We start from the raw sequence: 17,981 nt of genomic DNA, 5'->3' as shown, positions 1-17,981 counted from the left end.
CGTCATAAATCCGTAATCCTTGAGCAGCGCAGCACACAGACGTCCGGCTACTTCTTTTTTGGTGTCAACCAATCCTCGTCTTCCAGGGACGGTGCTTGCTTCTGCTGCTCCAGGATTTTCCTGTACTCCTCGGGGATGACCTGACTGCGCGACGTCTCGTGCAGCGTCTGCGGGAACCAGGTCGCAATCCCGGGGAAAGCGATCATAAGCCCAACGCATACCACCTGCAGGATCATGAACTGGAACATGCCGGCGTAAATCGTCGCGAGACTCCAGCCCTTGACCACCTGCTTGAGATAGTACGCCGACATGGCGACCGGCGGCGACAGAAAGGCGGTCTGCAGCACCACCGCAACCAACGCTCCGAACCATATGAGGTCGATGCCCATGCCCTTCACAACGGGATAGAAGATCGGCAGGAACACCAGGATGATGGCCGGCCACTCAAACGGCCAACCCAGCAGGAAAATGAGAAAGAGCACGACAATCAGCATGAAGCTCGGCGGCAACTGCAAGCCGAGCATCGTCTCGGTGATCCAGTTCGCCGAGCCGAGGCGAGCGAACACCGCACCGAAGATGTTCGATGTGACCGCCAGCAACAGGACCATGCTCGACGTCGCCATCGTCGAGGTCAGCGCGCGCTGCAGTCCGGCGAACGAGAACCTGCCATATGCGATGGCCAGAACCAGAGCGCCGACGCTGCCGATGCCGGCGGCCTCCGTCGGCGTCGCAAGACCCCCGATGATCGAGCCGAGCGTCGCCGTGATGAGCCCGAGCAGCGGCAGCGTGCCGACGATCACCTCGCGCGCAATGTAGCCAACGGAGTAGATCCGCTCATCCTTTGGCACCGGCGGCCCTAGTTTGGGATTCAGGAAGGCGCGGCCCATCAGATAGGCGATGTAGATGCCGGCCAGCAGGAAGCCCGGCCCGAAGGCTGCAGCATAGAGATCGGCGACCGACACCCCGAGCACTGGGCCCATCACGATCAGCATGACCGACGGCGGAATGAGAATGCCGAGCGTGCCGCCCGCCGTGATGGTGCCCGCTGAAAGCTTGGCGTCATAACCCGCCTTCGTCATGATCGGCGAGGCCATGATGCCAAGAACGGTGACGGCTGCGCCGACGATGCCTGTCGCCATCGCGAACACGGTCGAGGTCAGGATGACGACGAGGAAGAGTGCGCCGCGCACGGGCGCAAGCATCATGCGGAACGCCGTAAAAAGGCGCTCCATGAGTCCCGCCTGCTCGGTGATGAAGCCCATGAAGATGAACAGCGGCACGGCGGCGAGGAGCTCTTCCTTCATCATGCCGATGGTCTGGAAGTAGCCGAGCTCGAAGACCGTCGGGCCCATGCCCCAGTAGCCGAACGAAAAGGCGAGAAACAGCAACGTGAACGAGATCGGCACACCGATGAAGATCGCGCCGAGCAGCACCAGCAGCATGACGACGCCGATGAGCGCTTCTGCGGTCATATCTCGACCTTCTCCTTGTGCTCGAGCTCGACGCCGGTGCGCGCCATGTAGATGCTCTTGATCAGTTCGGACACGCCCTGGATCAGCAGCAGGAGGCAGGCGAACGGCACGATGAACTTGAACGGCCACAGCACGGGCCGCCACGGCGTCTGATCCGAAGTCTCGTTGATCAGCCAGGCGTAGTGAAATTCGTTCCAGCTGATCAGGAACAGCATGATCAGGCTCGGGAAGAAGAAGACGACATAGGAGATCGTATCGATCCAGCCCTTCCTGCGGATCGAGAACTTGTCCCAGAAGAAGTCGGTACGGATATGAGCACCCTTGTGCAGCGCGTAAGCGGCGCCAAGCATGAACAGCGATCCGTACAGCATGTAGGTTGCGTCATAGACCCATATGGTCGGCGCGTTGAACAGGTAACGCGCCCCAACCTCGTAAGCGACGGCCAGGACCAGCGGCACCGACAGCCATGAGATGATCGTGCCGGTTCGGTCCGTGAAGCCGTCGATGATCCTGATTATGGCCAGGAGCGCCGGCGACTGCCTGCCAGTTATCTCAGCCATCCCTCGCCCCTTCCCTTGACCGTTCGGGCGGCGCATTTGCGGCGCGACGCAGAGCGGGCGCATGAGCCGCATCAATGGAGGGCGGCCTGACCGGCCGCCCTCGGAGGAAGCCCTATTTCTCGAGAGGGAAGTAGTAGTTCGCCATGAAGGAGTACGGCGGGAAATAGGACCGCTTGTACGGCACCACAGCGCTGGCATAGGCCTTCTGCGATTCGTGCACCTTCTTGAAGAACGGGTTCTTGGCGCTCTCGGCCGCCGCGATCTCGTCCCACTTCTTGATGAAGGCCAGCAGGATCTCCGTCGGCGTGCGCAGGATCTGCACGCCGTGCTTCTGCTGCATCTCGATCAGCGCATCGGCGTTCTGGCGCTGCCACTTGGTCCACCAGACCAGGAATGTCTCGTTGGCCGCCGACTTGATGATCTCCTGATGCTGCGGGCTGAGCTCCTTCCACACATCGCCGTTGATGACGATTTCGCCGATCGTCACGTTCTCATGCAAGCCAGGCGAATAATGGTACTTCCAGACGTTGTGGAAGCCGAGCTGCAGGTCCTCGATGCCGCCGACCCATTCTGCGCAATCGATCACGCCGCGTTGCGCAGAGGGAATGATTTCTCCGCCCGGCATGTTGACCACCGTGAAGCCGAGGGCCTGCCACACTTCGCCGGCCATGCCGGTCTGGCGGCATTTCATGCCTTTCATGTCCTCGACCGTCTGGATCGGCTTCTTGAACCAGCCGAACGCCTGCGGCCCCGCGGGCAGGATGGGGAACACGACGAGGTTGAGCTTGAGCTCCTTCTGATAGAACTCGTTGTATAGGTCGAGGCCGCCGCCGTGATAGAGCCAACCCATCACGTCCATGAAGTCCATGCCAAAGGTGCCGCCGGGACCGCCGGTGAACAGGATCGCGGCCTTGTTCTTGCCGGTCCAGTAGCCGGCCCACGCATGCGCTCCGTCGAGCACCCTCTTGTGGGTTGCGTCCAGCACCTCGAACGCCGGCACGACCTGGCCAGCGGGCATTGCCTCGATCTTCAGCGCGCCGGCCGACAGCTTGTTCACCCGGTCGGCGAAATAGGTGAAGTTGTCATAGAGCGTGAGCGATGCCGGCCATGTGGCCTGCATCTTCAACACTTTCGTCTGCGCCATGACTGCAGTGGTGGATACGACAAACGCCGAAGCGATCAGGGCAACGGCGACTAACCCCAGAAACATGCGTTTCATGAGCCATCTCCTCCCTTGGACGACGTGACCGGGGCGATCGCTTTTTCTTCGTTGTTCTTGGTCGCCGGATCTTCAAACCACGTCTGCCACCATTCTGCCACCATCGCCGCAAGTTGTCATCTTGCTTTCTGGCCGCAGCAAGCGCCGGCAGGTTACCGCAGCGTGGCGCGTTCTTGCGCCAGCCGCGCCGACGGACCTACCGCGGCTTGTTGCGCCGCGGCCGATGTTCGTACAGACGAAGCCTTGAACGATTATCTCGGCCGCCTCTCGGGCGGAGCTGCCTGCTCTATTTGACGTTGTCCGCCGATGCCCGCTTTGCGCGCGCCCTCGCCTCTAAGATTTAGATGCAACAGTTCGCGTCAGCATCGGAAAATGCTTGTTGCCCCCTGCGAACGGCGGGAACTGGACGAAGTCTGCGCGCATGCGCTTGATCACGTCGGAGCTCAGCGCGCGCGAGAGGGCTGCCGGACTGTCGAACACCAGCTTGTTTCGCTGCATGTGCTCGACCCGCCGCGACGGCAGCCGGTCGACCCAATCGATCCGCGTATAGATCTCGATCTGGCGGACGTCCGGGAAGGTCCGCATGATCGAGGGGTGATGCTCGAGATAGTGCAGATGCCAGGCGTTGATGTCGTCCGCCGGCCCGGGATAGTGCACGAGATAGCTGCACGGGGTGGCCGTGCCGGGAGGATGCGCGGCGACATCGACCGGAAAGGAGCGTGTCAGCATCACCTGGTGGGTGACGTCCAATCCGGTGAGGCTCGATAATCCGCCGCCGGTTGCGAGGCTGGCGAGCGCTCCGTCGCGCCCCAGCGCAGCTTCACAAGCGAACAGATCCGGAAACCGCAATTGCAGCGCGAAGGTTGGCCCCGGACCGTCGGCCTTGTAGGGATGATCGACCGATTGCTCCAGCGGCGTGAACAACAGGCCCTCGGTCATCTCTGTGACCGCCCCGACCAGCACTGCGGCGGCGTCCAGCGCGTCCGATCCGACGCGCCGTCCGCCCGTCGGGTCGACGAATGTCATGAACAAGGAGATCATGATGACGCTGCTTCAATTTCCTCATCGACATCTAGATGCGCGACAAGCGCAGCCCGAACATCGTCGGGCCACGGAATGGCATGGTGATCCACGAGCGAGGTTGCGGCAAGGATCTGGCGTGCGCGCCAGCGCAGGCCATCCGAGCCCGAGACGACGTGATCCAAATGCAGCGATGATCCACCCACCCGGCCGATGTGCAGCTTGAACGTCAAGAGATCGCCGAACATCGACGGCCGGGAGAAATCGCAAGCCAGATGCACGGTGGGCGTGCCGATCTTCCGGAGCGTGATCAATCCGGGCCAGGGAAATCCGATCGCCTCCCAGAAATCCTCGACGACTCCGTTGAGCATGTTCAGATAGGACGGAAAGTAGGCGATTCCGGAGGGATCGCAGTCCGCGAACCGCAGCTTGCGGTCGAACGAGAACGCCGTCATCAGATCGCGACGACGGGGTGCCGGATGACACCGACGCCGTCGACCCCGGCCTCCACCACGTCGCCCGGCCACAGCCATTCCTGCGGAGTCATGCCCGCGCCCACCCCTTCCGGCGTTCCCGTCGCGATGATGTCGCCCGGCTCCAGCGTCATTCCGGACGAAATGTCGGCAATCAGGGCCGGAACGTCGAAGATCATGTACTTGGTGTTGGAGTCCTGCTTCGTGACCCCGTTCTTCGTCAGCCACAGCCGCAGGTCATGTGGATCGGCAATTTCATCCGCGGTCACGATGCAGGGGCCGAACGGCGCATAGGTGTCCATGCCCTTGGAAAAGATCCACTGCCCGGCCCGGCGATTGTCGCGCGCGGAAATGTCGATCATCACCGAATAGCCGAACACGTGATCCATCGCCTTCTCGGCCGTGATGCGGGTCGCGGTCCTGCCGATGATGACGGCAAGCTCGACCTCCCAGTCGAGCTGCTGCGTCATCTTCGCATTGTGCTGGATCGCCGCGCCCGGACCGATCACGGAGGTCGGCGGCTTGGAGAAGACGACCGGCTGTTTCGGCAGATCCTTGTCGGTGTCCAGGCTCTTGGCGGACTCCGCGACATGCGCGCGATAATTGAGCCCGATTCCGAAGATGTTCTTGCGGGGCCGCGGGATCGGCGCCTGCAGCTTGACGTCCTCGAGGGGAACGGCAGCGCCGGCCGGCAAGCGCCCATTGGCGCTTTCGAGACCACCCTTGAGCGCCGGCAACAGCGTCGCGTTGTTGTCGATGAACGACAGCATGTCGTTCGGCCATGCCAGACCGGACGATGCGCCGAGGCGCTCGACATCGACGACCAGCCCGTTGACGAGCGCTCCAAGGCGGGCACCGCCGGAGCCGAAGGTATAGGTCACGAGACGCATGGAAGCTTGATCCGACCGTTTCCGTTCAAATTCTGTGGGAGCACGTGACGTCAGGCCGCTGCCGGCTGATGGCCGGCATTGTCGCCATAGGCCTCTTCCCGATAGAGCCCGAGACCTTCGATCACAGGCAGGTCGTTGAAGCAGAACAGGCAGGCGTCCTCGCTCGCGGAGGCATTGCCGTGCTCGTGCCAAGCCCAGGACGGAACGCAGAAGATGTCGCGCTCCTGCCATTCGAAGCGCTTGCCTGCGATGACGGAATAGCCGCGGCCCTTCGCGACCTGGTAGATGAAGCTTCCGGTATGCCGGTGCGACTTCGTCTTCTCGCCCGGCCGCAGCATTTGCATGCTCGCGCCGATCGTCTGCATCACGTGCCCGCCGGTGATCGGATTGACGTAGTTCATGAGGATGCTGTCGTAAGGCGAGCCGTCGGTCGCAGCCGCATATTTCTGCAAGGCTTCGTAGGTCAGCTCCCACTCATATTTGAACATCGGCGAATAGCCCTTCGACCACGGTGCGTTCACCGGGCGAAGCCCGGGGTTACCCCAGGTCTTGGTCACGTCGTCGACGGGATAGCCGGACTCTTCCTGCTGGATGTTGGGATGCACCACGAAGAAATTGGCTTCGAGCGCGTTGACGAGCGGGATGTCGAGCCCGTCCTGCCAGATGCACACAGAGCCGCCAGTGTCGACCCCATGCTCGTGCCAGGTGCCGTTTGGTGTGAGCACGAAATCGCGGGCCCCTAACGTCATCTTGTGCCCATCGACGACGGTGTAAGCACCCGAGCCTTCCATGATGAAGCGCAGGGCCGAAGCCGAGTGCGCGTGGGCCGAGGCGACCTCGCCGGGATGCATGACCTGCAAGCCCGAATAGAGCCAGCCGACGGCTGCCGATACGTCGCGACGACCGGGATTGTTGAGATAGATCACCCGACGCCCGGCTTTTTCGGGAGAGACCAGCTCGACCGAGCGCAGCACATGTTCGCGCAGATCGCCGTAACGCCAGAGCACGGGAACGGACGCCGATTGCGGCTGCCATGGCTCGATCTTGTTGGCGACCGTCCACAACGCACCGGCTTCGTATTTCTCGAGATCCTTGTAGTAGGCCTTGAGCTCCGGAGTGTCCTCGACATTGGCCCGGCCGATCACGTTGTCGCGCATCTCATCCTCCAAGTCCTGTGCTCCAAGTCCTGTGTCGTGGCGTCTTAGGGCGTTCGTTGGATCGAAGCGTGCCATCCATTGATGGCCAGGGATCGACCATCCAGTTCCAAACGGAGATGGCCGGGAACATCGTCGCGGCAGGCCAACGAGGCCGGCTTGTCGGCCATTGCGCTGGCGCTAAGATGCCGAGATGAAGCCTGCATGGCGGCAGCCTTGACGCGAGGCAGCTTGAGCATCGGCCCTACCCTGTCGCTGGTCACGACCGCGCCCGAACTGGGATGGCGGCATGTCCGCGCATTGACTTACTTCATATGTAAAATTATGGTAATGCATATTTCTGGAGGACGCAATGGCTGAACGGTCTTTCGCTCGCGAGGTCGAAGATCTCCGGCTCGGCGCGGGCGACACCTTCCGCGGCGAAGGCATCCTCGCCATCACCAAGGCGCTGCTGCAATCCGGTGTGGCCTATGTCGGCGGCTACCAGGGTTCGCCGATCTCGCATCTGATGGACGTGCTGGCCGACGCCAAGGACGTGCTCGACGATCTCGGCGTCGTGTTCCAGAGCTCGGCCAACGAAGCGGCCGCCGCGGCGATGCTCTCGGCATCGGTGATGTATCCGCTGCGAGGCGCGGTGGCCTGGAAGTCCACGGTCGGCACCAATGTCGCCTCCGATGCGCTCGCCAATCTCGCCTCCGGCGGCGTCACCGGCGGCACCATGATCATCGTCGGCGAAGATTACGGCGAAGGCTCCTCCATCATGCAGGAGCGCACCCACGCCTTCGCCATGAAATCGCAGATTTGGCTGCTCGATCCGCGGCCCGATCATGAATGCATCGTCAACCTGATCGAGAAGGGTTTCGAGCTCTCGGAATGCTCGAACACGCCCGTGATGCTGGAAGTCCGCGTTCGCGCCTGCCACATGCATGGAAGCTTTGCCTGCAAAGACAATGTCAGGCCGGCGCACACCATCAAGGACGCGCTCAACAACCCCAGGCGCGACGTTGGCCGCATCGTGCTGCCGCCGGCGGCCTATGAGCATGAGCAGGAGAAGATCAAGACGCGCATGCCCGCGGCGATCGGCTTCATCCGCGACAACAAATTGAACGAATGGATGGGACCGAAGCGCGGCAAGGTCGGCATCATCATGCAGGGCGGCATGTACAACAATGTCATCCGCGCGCTGCAATATCTCGGGCTCTCGGATGCCTATGGCAATACGCAGATCCCGCTCTACGTCATGAACGTCACCTACCCCGTGATCGACGCGGAGGTCGCCGAGTTCTGCCTCGACAAGGCCGCCGTCCTGATCGTCGAGGAAGGCCAGCCGGAATATCTGGAGCAGGCGATCAATACCGTGCTGCGGCGCAAGGACATCCAGGCGCGCGTCCACGGCAAGGACGTGCTGCCGATGGGCGGCGACTATACCGCGCAGGTCCTGCTTGGCGGTGTCAGGGAATTCCTCGAGAAGACGGAGCCGAGATTGCTCGGCAACAGGCCACCGGCACCGGATGCTGTTCCGGTGCTGAATCATCCGGCGGTCGAGAAGCTCAAGCAGGTCGTGCCGGCCCGGCCGCCGGGCCTGTGCACCGGCTGCCCGGAACGGCCGATCTTCGCCGCGATGAAGCTGGTGGAAGAAGAACTCGGCGAGCACCACGTCTCGGCCGACATCGGCTGCCATCTGTTCTCGATCCTGCCGCCATTCAACATCGGCGCGACGACGATGGGCTTCGGCCTCGGTCCGGCCTCGACCTCCGCATTCAACGTCAAGGCCGACAAGCGCTCGATCGCGGTCATGGGCGACGGCGGTTTCTGGCACAACGGGCTGACCAGCGGCATCGGCAACGCCGTCTTCAACAAGCATGACGGCGTCTTCGTCATCGTCGACAATTTTTACACCTCGGCAACCGGCGGCCAGGACATCCTGTCGTCCCGCGCGGTCAACAAGCGGCGCAAGACCAACAATTCGATCGTGCAGGCGGTGAAAGGCATTGGCGCCCAGTGGGTGCGGCAGATCGACCGCACCTATGACGTCGGCAGGATGCGCGACACGCTGAAGGAGGCGCTGACGACGAAGGATGACGGTCCCAAGGTGATCGTCGCTTCGTCCGAATGCATGCTGAACAAGCAGCGCCGCGTGAAGCCGCAGACGAGCAAGGCGATCAAGGACGGGGTGCGCATCGTCAAGGAGCGCTTCGGTGTCGATGAAGACGTCTGCACCGGCGACCACGCCTGCATCCGCCTGTCGGGCTGCCCGTCCCTCTCGGTGAAACAGCTCGACGATCCCTTGCGCGACGATCCGGTCGCCGCGATCGACAATTCCTGTGTCGGCTGCGGCAATTGCGGCGAGGTCGCCGAGGCCGCCGTGCTGTGTCCCTCGTTCTACCGCGCCGACGTCATTCACAATCCGACCCGCTGGGACAGCTTCAAGTCGAACATCGCGATGACGGTGATCGGCTGGCTGCAACGGCGGCGCGAGCGCCGCCGACCGGCGCTCGAGGCGCTGACATGAGAGACGAGACGGTTCGACTTGCGCTTCCCGCGGCCGGCGAAGCGACCGAGCGCCCGATCTCGATCGCGATCCTCGCCATGGGCGGCCAGGGCGGCGGCGTGCTGACCGACTGGATCGTCCAGCTCGCGGAGAACCATGGCTGGGTCGCGCAGTCGACATCGGTGCCCGGCGTCGCGCAGCGGACCGGCGCCACGATCTACTACATCGAGGCGATGCCGCCGCTCGATGGGCGCAAGCCGATCCTGTCGCTGATGCCGACACCTGGCGATGTCGACGTCGTGATGGCCGCCGAATTCATGGAAGCGGGACGCTCGATCCTGCGCGGCCTGGTGACGCCGGACCGCACCACCCTGATCGCCTCCAATCACCGGTCCTTTGCCATCGGCGAAAAGATCGCGCCGGGCGACGGCATCGCCGACAACGGCGCCGTGCGAGGGGCGATCGGTGTTGCCGCCAAGAGCGAAATCATCTTCGACATGAACGCCCTGGCCATCGCACATGGCAGCGTCATTTCCGCTGCGATGTTCGGCGCGCTCGCCGCCACCGGAGTGCTGCCGTTCGGCCGCGACAGCTATCTCGCGGTGATCCGCGCCGGCGAGAAAGGGGCCAAGGCGAGCGTCGAGACTTTTGAAGCCGCTTTTGATCGCGCCCGCGTCGGGGCGCCTGATGCCACCGCAGCATCCCAACCGGAGAAGGACAAGCGAAGCCCCTCGCCTGCGAGCCTCGATCCCCGGTTGGCCAAACTGCTCGAACGGCTAAGACACGAGCTGCCGCAGCCCGCACTCGAACTGGCCCACGCCGGGCTGAAAAAGGTGGTCGACTTCCAGGACATCGCTTACGGCGTCGAATATCTCGACATTCTCAGTGGGCTGCACGCCGCCGATCACAGCGCCGGTGGCGCGGACAGAAGCTTTGCCTTCACACGGATGGCTGCAAAGTACCTCGCCAATGCCATGACCTATGACGATGTCATTCGCGTTGCCGACCTGAAGACACGCTCGGCGCGCCGCGCGCGGATCGAGGGCGAGCTGGAACTGGCGCAAGGTCAGGTGCTGCAGAGCACCGAATTCATGCATCCCCGCATGGAGGAGGTCATGGGGGTGTTGCCCGCGGGCTTTGGTCGCTGGCTCGAAACCAGGCCGCGGCTCATGGGCTGGCTCGATCGCCGCATCAACAGGGGACGCCGGGTGCGGACCTATTCGCTGCCTTGGTTTCTCGCGCTTTATATCGTGGGCGGGCTCCGGGGGCTGCGCCGCCGCTCGCGCCGCCACGCCATTGAGACGGCGCATCGCGACGAATGGCTCAAGGCCGCCACCGCGGCGGTCCGCACCAATTACCAGCTCGGCGTCGAGATCCTGCAATGCCGCCGGCTGGTCAAGGGCTATTCCGATACCCACAGCCGCGGCCTGTCGAAGTTCGACAGGACGCTGGCCGCGATCACACTGGTTGCACAGCGCGAGGATGCCGCGGACTGGGCCCGCCGCCTGCGGGAGGCGGCGCTGAAGGACGGCCCGGGCAAGCAGCTCGACGGCGTGATCCAGACCATCAAAAGCTTCGCCTCATGAGATTGACCTTAGCGCCGGATTGCCGTTCAAGCTGACGCGGGTCAGAATCGAGCTGCTTGACTGCGATTCCCGGTTCGCTAATCGGGGCTGACGATCTTCGGAACACCTCCGCCAGACCACCCTGTCCTCCTGGTCACGCAATGCCGGCAACACTGAAAGAGAACATCGTTCCCCTCGGGCAGATAGAGACCCGACTCTGGCTGCAGCTGCTGTCGCTCCACGGTGACATCTTCGCGTCGCTGAATGCGCTGCTGATCTCGGAGTTCGGCTTGTCGCTGGCGAAGTTCGACGTGCTGGCCCAACTCGACCGCGACAGGAACGGCCTCGCGCTCGGGCAGTTGTCGCAGAACCTGAAGGTTTCCGGCGGCAACGTCTCGGGTTTGGTGCAGCGGCTCCTGGCCGACGATCTCATCAGCAAGGAAATGTCCAGCGAGGATCGCCGGTCCTTCATCGTCCGCCTCACGCCGAAGGGCGAAGCCCTGTTCAGGAAGGCCGCCGACATGCACAAGAGACATCTCAGCCAAAGGCTCGAGACCATTTCGGCCGACGAACTGGACACCGCGCTGTCGGTGCTGCGGTCTCTTTCGGCAAAAATTCGTACCCAGAGCAAGAAGCAAAGTCGCAAGAAATAATGGCGAAAGAATCCAAGAGCAGGTGGAAATCCGGACCGCCGCGGTCAAGAGACCAGCTGCAAGCCTACATCCCCTATCTGTTCAATCGACTGGCCAATCGCTGGAACCTCGACCAGAACCGCGATCTCAGCGAGCACGGCATCAACAACGTCGTGTTCCGGACACTGTCGATCCTGTTCATCTACAAGACTCTCACCGTCAACGAGGTCGCCGTTCTCGCCGTGACCGAGCAGTCGACCGCCAGCAGGATGGTCGAGTCAATGGTGTCCTCGGGTCTCGTCAAGCGCGAAATCGCCGAGGACGACCAGCGCCGCCGGGTGGTGGCGTTGACGCCGGACGGCGAGGCTCTGCTGCGCAAGATCTGGCCCATCATGGAAAAGAACTATGAGCGGCTGACCGCCGGCATCGATCCGGACGAGATCGAAGTCTGCGCGCGGGTGCTCGCCAGGATGGTCGAAAACATCAAGCAGAACCAGATCTGATCCATCAGGGGCCGAGACCGACCAGGCTGGTGCCGCCGCAGACATACAGCACCTGCCCCGTCACGAAATCCGAGCGCTCGTCGAGGAAGAATTCGACCGCGTGCGCCACGTCCTCGCGCGCACCGAGCCGGCCGATCGGGACGTTACGCGCCATGCTCTCCTGCCGCTCGGAATCCTTGGGGATGATGCCCCAGAAATTGTCGGTCAGGATCGGGCCCGGCGCGACGACGTTGACCGTGATGCCGCTGGACGCCAGCTCCAGCGCCCATGTCCGCGCCATGCCGTGCACGCCAGCCTTGGTGGCGGAATAGGCCGAGCGGGTCACGGCGCCCATCGCCGCGCGCGAGCTGACGAACACGATGCGGCCGAAACGGCGCGAGATCATGCCATCCAGAGCGGCCTGGGTCAGAAGCATCGGTGCGCCGAGATGCAGCTGCGCAAGCGCCAGGATGTCTTCGGGCTTCGCATCCGGCAACAGGTTCGGCAGGATGATGCCGGCATTGTGCACGAGGCAATCGATCGCGTGGTTGGCGCCGATCTCCTGCGCGATGGCCCGCGCCTCCTCAAGGCTGGTCAGGTCCGCGCAATAGGCCGCGAGCAGATCGTGCGTCCAGCCCGGCTTCTCCAGCCCCACCGAGACGACGCGCTGTCCCTTGTCGACCAGCCTCTTCGCCAGCGCTTCGCCGATCCCGGAATTGCCGCCGGTGATGAGAGTGGTGCGGGTCTGGCTCATGATCGGTGTTCCTGCGGGCTTTTCGGGTCAGACCTGCCGCCGCTTCATCTCGCGGAGATCGAAGAACGCGCCGTCCTGCATCAGCCTGGCTACGAGATCCTTCAAGCCGCCGCGCTGGATCTTCTCGGTTGCAGTCAGCGGCAGCCGGTCGACGAAGCAGATCCAGCCGGGTGCCTTGTAATAGGCCATCTGCTCCAGGCTCCAGCGCACGATGGCCTCGGCCAGCGCGCGGTCAGCGCCGGCCTGCTCGGCGATGATGACGGCCGCGACCTCGTCGCCACGCACCTGATCCGGGGTCGCCGCAATCGCGGCCTGCCGGATCGCGGGATGACGATTGAGGACGGATTCGACCTCGACCGCGGCGATGTTCTCGCCGGAGCGGCGGATGACGTTTTTCTTGCGGTCGACGAAATGCAGATCGCCATCCGCATCGCGCGAGACGATATCGCCGGTGTGCAGCCAGCCTCCGGCCCAGGCCTCCGCCGTGGCCTCGGGGTTCTTGAGGTATTCCCGGAAGAAGCCATAGCGCGGATCCGCGCCTGCTCGCCGCACCAGGAGCTCGCCCGGCGTTTCCCCTTGCGTATCGACGCCGCGGTCATCGACGATGCGAATCTCGATCTCAGAGGCCGGGCGGCCGAAGCAGCTGGTGCCGACCTTGCGCGGCTCAAGGTTGGCGGCGATCACGCCGCCACTGCCGGTCTCGGTCATCGCCCAGGCCTCGATCAGCGGGAAGCCAAAGCGGGCCTCGAAGGGCGCATGGAGCAGCTTGTCGACGCCGGCGCCGAACCCGAAGCGCACATTGTGCTGCAGGTCCTGTTCGGACGGCGCGGCGCTCATCAGCATCGAGGGCATGACACCGAGATAGTGCAGGCACGTGGCCCGGCTCTCCCTGACCGAGGCCCACCAGCTGCGTGGGTGAAATCGATCGAGCATGGTCAGGCTGCCGCCGACCGAGACCATCGCCATCAGCGAGACCGCCATCGCGTTCATGTGGAACAGCGGCAGCGGCGTGATCATGCGCTCGCCATCTGGCTTCAGGCCGATCAGCCCGCCGGCGTCGCGATACCAGTTTCCGCTGTGCAGGAAATATTCGTTGGTGAGAACGCAGCCTTTCGGTTGCCCCGTCGTGCCGGAGGTGTAGAGCAGCGCGCATTCGGTTGCGCCGCCCGCCGGCCGCAACGACCGCGCACCGTCGTATGGCGCGGGAACGTCTCCGTCGTCGGTCACGACTGGGATCGACCGGCCGGCTTGGCGCGCCGCCGTCGCCACCTCGGCGCAGCGCTCGGCGAGAACGAAGGCGGCATTCATCTCGGAATGGGAGATGATGTATTCGAGTTCGCTGATGCGCAGATCGGGATTGATCGGCACCACGGAGACGCCAAGCGCATTCAATGCGAACCACAGCTCGACGAATACCGGCCGGTTCTGAAGCAGAAGCCCGACCCTGTGTCCTTCGCCATAGCCGCGGTCCGTGAACGCCTGCCGCCGGCCCTCGATCCGCGCGAGCATCGCGCGGTAGGAGATCTCGCCGGCTGCGATGCCGTAAATGCCGGCGGTCTCCGGCAACACGTTGAGGAAGCCGGCCTCGCCGCGGCGTAGCGCGGTCTCGCGAAAGCGGGCGTAGACTGTGGTCGCAGCGGTCAAGATACACTCACATGAAGAGCTGGATGTTGCCGAACGGCGCGTCGAAATTGACGAGATCGACGCGCTTGAGCTTGATCTTCAGGCTGTCGCCGACCTGCACGAGATCGTGCGATGCCCATCCCGAATAGCGCTCCAGCAGATCGCCGCGCGTCTCGGTGTAGATGTAGGACGTTCGTGCCTTGAACACGCCGGCCGCAGCATCGCAGGCAATGATACGTGGCGCCTGGAGCAGATGGTGGCACCGGCTCTTCGGCTTCTGGCTGAAGGTGCGTTCACCGGCGAGGCGTTCGACCCGCACCTTGAGCAGCAGCAGATCCTCGTACATCAGGGAAGGCTGGAGTACTGGATCCTGCTGCTGCCATTCGAGCGGCATCCAATAGCGTCCTTCGGGATGAAACAGATCGAGCCAGCTCTGCCACTGCATGGTGTCGAGCAGCTCGGCCTCCCGATAGATGAAATCCGTGACGGCTTTCTCGTCGATCATTCCGCGGCCTCGGGATGCTGGTCCATGTCCATGGTCATGAATTTGGCCCAGGCGTGAAACTGGTTGCGCATCTGCCGTTCGGACGTCCCGTTGATGACGGCGGTGACATCAGGCTGTTCGTCGGGCTCGTAGAGGCGGCGCAGATTGATCCACTGATTGCCGTTGGACTTCAGGCCTTCCTGCGCCCGCTCGTACATCTCCAGATCGTCGTGCCCGACGATCGAGGTCGGTGCGTTGATGAAGCGGTTGTACATCAGGGCACGCTCGTAGAGCTTGTCGGGCGCGCCGACCAGGCGATAGACCCAGCTCTCGACCAGCGTCCTATCGACCGCGATCGGGATGAAATTGCGCAGGATCTGGACGGCGCCTTTGACCATGACGTTCGGGAAGTAGACGGTGTTGTGCCGGATATCGCCCAGGATTTCGTGAGCCCGCGTCTCGCCATAGGCCGCGACCATCTGCTCGAGATAGCCGTCGACGTCGGAATAGTTCGAATGGATCGAGTTGGCGACGCCGGTGTGGCCATGGCCGTTGGGCCAGATCCTGATGCCGCTCTGCTCGTAGAATTCGTACGGGCTCATGAACGGGCCGTAGAGCTGCACCGCCATCGGCGTCTCCGTGGAATCGCCCTGCTCGCGTTTCCAGACCTTGACCGCCGTACCCGCCGAGCTCTCGTGAGCGACCATGGGATGGCAGGTGTCGGTCTGGTTCTCGACCAGCATCTTCCAGTTGCAGGTGTGCATGTAGCGGATCGGCGCGGCCACGACCTCCAGCTTGCCCAGTGGCGAGCGGTCGACCATGTTGTCGATGGTCGAAAGGCTCGGGCCGAAATAGTCCTCGAAGGAAACGCCGGTCTCGCTCAGCCGCGCGAAGATGAAGTCGCGATGGATCGCGACGTTCTTTATTCTTGATAAGCCTTCATTCGCCTGGGTGTCGCCAAAACCGGTGCTCTCATAGCCCTTCTTCAAGGGGATCGCGAGCAGCGAGCCGTCGGTCTTGAACGACCATGCGTGATAGGGACAGCGAAAGAACTTTCCGGCATTGCCGCAAGGCTCCGAGGCGATCTTGACGCCCTTGTGCGGACAACGGTTGTAGAAAACGTGGATGGAGCCGTCGATATGGCGGCTCGCCATCACCGGCTGCCGGCCGATATTGGCGGTGATGAAATCGCCGGGCTTCGCCAACTGGCTCGCATGACCGACATAGACCCAGCTGTTGGGAAACAGATGTGCCATCTCGAGCTCGAAGATCTCGGGATCGACGTAGACGTCGCGATGCACCTCGGCCTCGCGCACCAGCGCTGCGATCGAGCGCGCATTTCCAGTGTATCCATCCATGACGTTCCTGCCCTCGTCCTAGAGATCCAGCACCAGCCGTTCCGACTTTGCGCGCGACACGCAGATCTGCATGACCTTGTTGGACGCCTTCTCGGCGTCGCTCAGGATGACATCGCGGTGATCGGGAACGCCTGCGATAACGCCGCACTGGCAGATGCCGCAATCGCCGCGCCGGCAGTCGGAGAGAACCTCGTGCCCCGCCGCTTCCAGCGCCTCGATGATGCTGCGATCGGCTGCGACCGTGATGACCTCGCCCGTCGATTTGAGCTCCACCTCGAACGAGCGGTTCGGCGCGCCCGGCGGCTCGGCCTTGAAGAGCTCGTCGTGGATGCGATCGGCGGCAATGCCGCTGGCGAGAGCAGCGGCCTTCACCGCTTCGATCATGCCTGCGGGACCGCAGACATAGACATGGGCGTTCGCAGGCGAGCCGTGCAGCGCCGCTGCGATGTCCAGGCACGAAGCGTCGTTATCATAATGGACGGACAGGGTGCTCGCGCACACCGTCTCCAGCTGCGGCAAGAACGCCAGCAGACCCGGGGCCCGTCCGGCGTAGTGAAGACGGTGAGACACGCCCCTCGCCTTCAGCTCGGCCGCCATGGACAGGATCGGCGTGATGCCGATGCCGCCGGCGAACAGCAGCGCAGGCGCATCGTCCTCATGCAGCGGGAAATTGTTGACGGGCGCCGAAGCCGTCACGACATCGCCGATCTCGAGCGCATGCATGAAGGCCGAGCCGCCGGTCGACGTCAGCTCGCGCAGAACGCCGAGCGCAAGGACTCCCTCGGGCAGGCCCGGCAGGGCTATCAGGGAGTAAGGCCGGTCTCCCCCGCTTGGCAGCGACACGCGGATATGCGCACCCGCCTGCCATCGCGGAACCGCACCGCCCTGCACGCCGAACAGAAGGCTTCGGATCGTCGGCGTCTCCGCCGTGACCGACTGCACCTTGAGCCTCAGCGGATGCGTGTCCATTGGCCGGGTCTTACAATATATGAATTTGCATATTTTTAGACATATAATAATTTGGATGTCAATCGCCCGCTCGGGTCGACACGCGTTGGCCCAAGCCTCGCGCCGGGCCGCCCCTATTCGATCGGCGCCGGCCGCACCAACTGGAAGAGCTCACGAGGCCTCGCATACCAGCCCGAGCCGTGCATGCGGGCAATGAGGTCGAGGCTGATCGTATCGATATGGCCTCGGCGCGCGTCGATCACGAACTGCTCCGCCACATGCGCGCAGACGACCTCGCCGATCACCGCGATTTGCCGGGGCCCGGTCTCATGGACCGAGAGCGAGCGACATTCGAACGCAACCGGGCATCCCTTGATGAGCGGAGGCGAAATCATCTGCGACGGAAGCGTCTCCAGCCCCGCAATCTCGATCTCGTCGATCTCGGAGGGAGCATCGACCGCCGTCGCGTTCATGGCTTCTGCCATCTGGTGCGGCACCAGGTGAACGGCGAACTCACCCATCTCGACGATATTCTGCGCCGTGTCCTTCAAGCCTCGCTGCGGATGACGCAGCAAGCCGAGCACGACCGTCGGCGGCTCATGCCCGAGAACGTTGAAGAAGCTGAAGGGCGCCGCATTGGCGATCCCATCCCGGGACCTGGTCGTCACCCACGCGATGGGTCGCGGCGTAACGGTCGCGGTGAGGATCTTGTAGCGGATATCCGCTGGAAGCTGACCCATATCGAAGAGCATCGGTGCCTCAATTGCGCGCGCGAACGGAGCTGACGGCTGAGAAGTTGCGCCCCGCGGCCAAATGCGAGACGCTTTATTTGGTCATATACATATGACGAGGTCAA

The 17,981-nt window shown here is 63.2% G+C and carries 17 protein-coding genes; 4 read left to right on the top strand and 13 right to left on the bottom strand.

Going from position 1 to position 17,981, the window contains the following annotated elements; translation table 11 throughout:
- Positions 1-47 precede the first annotated feature (47 nt).
- The 7 genes from CWO91_RS15065 to CWO91_RS15035 form a co-directional block, all read right to left on the bottom strand.
- Positions 48-1,472 carry a TRAP transporter large permease gene (locus CWO91_RS15065; RefSeq protein WP_130214137.1) on the bottom strand — a complete coding sequence of 475 codons (1,425 nt, stop codon included), beginning with the start codon at positions 1,470-1,472 and terminating at the stop codon, positions 48-50.
- Complete coding sequence (locus CWO91_RS15060; protein ID WP_165405473.1) at positions 1,469-2,032, bottom strand: TRAP transporter small permease subunit; 564 nt, start codon at positions 2,030-2,032, stop codon at positions 1,469-1,471. Before CWO91_RS15060 ends, CWO91_RS15065 begins: the two co-directional genes overlap by 4 nt.
- A gap of 112 nt (positions 2,033-2,144) precedes the next feature.
- Complete coding sequence (locus tag CWO91_RS15055) at positions 2,145-3,251, bottom strand: TRAP transporter substrate-binding protein (RefSeq protein WP_130214135.1); 1,107 nt, start codon at positions 3,249-3,251, stop codon at positions 2,145-2,147.
- A 333-nt stretch (positions 3,252-3,584) separates the two neighbouring features.
- Positions 3,585-4,292 (bottom strand): hypothetical protein, encoded by a 708-nt coding sequence (locus CWO91_RS15050; protein WP_130214134.1) that lies wholly within the window; start codon positions 4,290-4,292, stop codon positions 3,585-3,587.
- Positions 4,289-4,726 (bottom strand): acyl-CoA thioesterase, encoded by a 438-nt coding sequence (locus tag CWO91_RS15045; protein WP_130214133.1) that lies wholly within the window; start codon positions 4,724-4,726, stop codon positions 4,289-4,291. The genes CWO91_RS15050 and CWO91_RS15045 overlap by 4 nt, the downstream gene beginning before the upstream one ends.
- The gene (locus tag CWO91_RS15040; protein ID WP_130214132.1) at positions 4,726-5,634 is read right to left on the bottom strand and encodes a fumarylacetoacetate hydrolase family protein; all 909 of its coding nucleotides are present in this window, start codon (positions 5,632-5,634) and stop codon (positions 4,726-4,728) included. The genes CWO91_RS15045 and CWO91_RS15040 overlap by 1 nt, the downstream gene beginning before the upstream one ends.
- 50 nt (positions 5,635-5,684) lie before the next feature.
- On the bottom strand, positions 5,685-6,791 hold the full coding sequence (locus tag CWO91_RS15035; RefSeq protein ID WP_130214131.1) for a cupin domain-containing protein: 1,107 nt from the start codon (positions 6,789-6,791) through the stop codon (positions 5,685-5,687).
- 349 nt (positions 6,792-7,140) lie between these two features.
- Between CWO91_RS15035 and CWO91_RS15030 the strand changes: the two genes are divergently transcribed.
- Genes CWO91_RS15030 through CWO91_RS15015 form a run of 4 tightly spaced genes read left to right on the top strand, consistent with a single transcriptional unit; the run spans position 7,141 to position 11,979 of the window.
- A complete protein-coding gene (locus CWO91_RS15030; RefSeq protein WP_130214130.1) occupies positions 7,141-9,300 on the top strand; it encodes an indolepyruvate ferredoxin oxidoreductase subunit alpha in 2,160 nt (719 codons plus the stop codon).
- Positions 9,297-10,865 (top strand): indolepyruvate oxidoreductase subunit beta family protein, encoded by a 1,569-nt coding sequence (locus tag CWO91_RS15025; protein WP_130214129.1) that lies wholly within the window; start codon positions 9,297-9,299, stop codon positions 10,863-10,865. Before CWO91_RS15030 ends, CWO91_RS15025 begins: the two co-directional genes overlap by 4 nt.
- Positions 10,866-10,921: 56 nt before the next feature.
- Positions 10,922-11,497, top strand: coding sequence for a MarR family winged helix-turn-helix transcriptional regulator (locus CWO91_RS15020; RefSeq protein WP_245471256.1), 576 nt, complete (start codon positions 10,922-10,924; stop codon positions 11,495-11,497).
- Positions 11,497-11,979: a MarR family winged helix-turn-helix transcriptional regulator gene (locus CWO91_RS15015; protein WP_130214128.1), complete on the top strand. Its 483-nt coding sequence runs from the start codon at positions 11,497-11,499 to the stop codon at positions 11,977-11,979. The genes CWO91_RS15020 and CWO91_RS15015 overlap by 1 nt, the downstream gene beginning before the upstream one ends.
- 4 nt (positions 11,980-11,983) lie before the next feature.
- Here the strand turns inward: CWO91_RS15015 and CWO91_RS15010 are convergent, their stop codons facing one another.
- The 6 genes from CWO91_RS15010 to CWO91_RS14985 all read right to left on the bottom strand — a co-directional run bounded on the left by CWO91_RS15010 (position 11,984) and on the right by CWO91_RS14985 (position 17,877).
- The gene (locus CWO91_RS15010) at positions 11,984-12,712 is read right to left on the bottom strand and encodes an SDR family NAD(P)-dependent oxidoreductase (protein WP_130214127.1); all 729 of its coding nucleotides are present in this window, start codon (positions 12,710-12,712) and stop codon (positions 11,984-11,986) included.
- Between the two features lie 27 nt (positions 12,713-12,739).
- Complete coding sequence (locus tag CWO91_RS15005) at positions 12,740-14,356, bottom strand: ATP-dependent acyl-CoA ligase (protein WP_165405472.1); 1,617 nt, start codon at positions 14,354-14,356, stop codon at positions 12,740-12,742.
- 7 nt (positions 14,357-14,363) lie between these two features.
- Entirely contained in the window at positions 14,364-14,840 is a 477-nt protein-coding gene (locus CWO91_RS15000) for an aromatic-ring-hydroxylating dioxygenase subunit beta (protein ID WP_130214126.1), read from the bottom strand.
- Complete coding sequence (locus CWO91_RS14995; RefSeq protein ID WP_130214125.1) at positions 14,837-16,177, bottom strand: aromatic ring-hydroxylating dioxygenase subunit alpha; 1,341 nt, start codon at positions 16,175-16,177, stop codon at positions 14,837-14,839. Before CWO91_RS14995 ends, CWO91_RS15000 begins: the two co-directional genes overlap by 4 nt.
- A gap of 18 nt (positions 16,178-16,195) precedes the next feature.
- Positions 16,196-17,146: a PDR/VanB family oxidoreductase gene (locus tag CWO91_RS14990; protein ID WP_130214124.1), complete on the bottom strand. Its 951-nt coding sequence runs from the start codon at positions 17,144-17,146 to the stop codon at positions 16,196-16,198.
- 113 nt (positions 17,147-17,259) lie between these two features.
- A complete protein-coding gene (locus CWO91_RS14985; RefSeq protein ID WP_130214123.1) occupies positions 17,260-17,877 on the bottom strand; it encodes a flavin reductase family protein in 618 nt (205 codons plus the stop codon).
- Between the last annotated feature and the right edge of the window lie 104 nt (positions 17,878-17,981).

It is taken from the genome of Bradyrhizobium genosp. SA-3 (assembly GCF_004212635.1).
GTDB lineage: Bacteria > Pseudomonadota > Alphaproteobacteria > Rhizobiales > Xanthobacteraceae > Bradyrhizobium.
The sequence above is the reverse complement of the archived record's forward strand: the minus strand, read 5'-3'. Positions and strand labels throughout refer to the sequence as shown.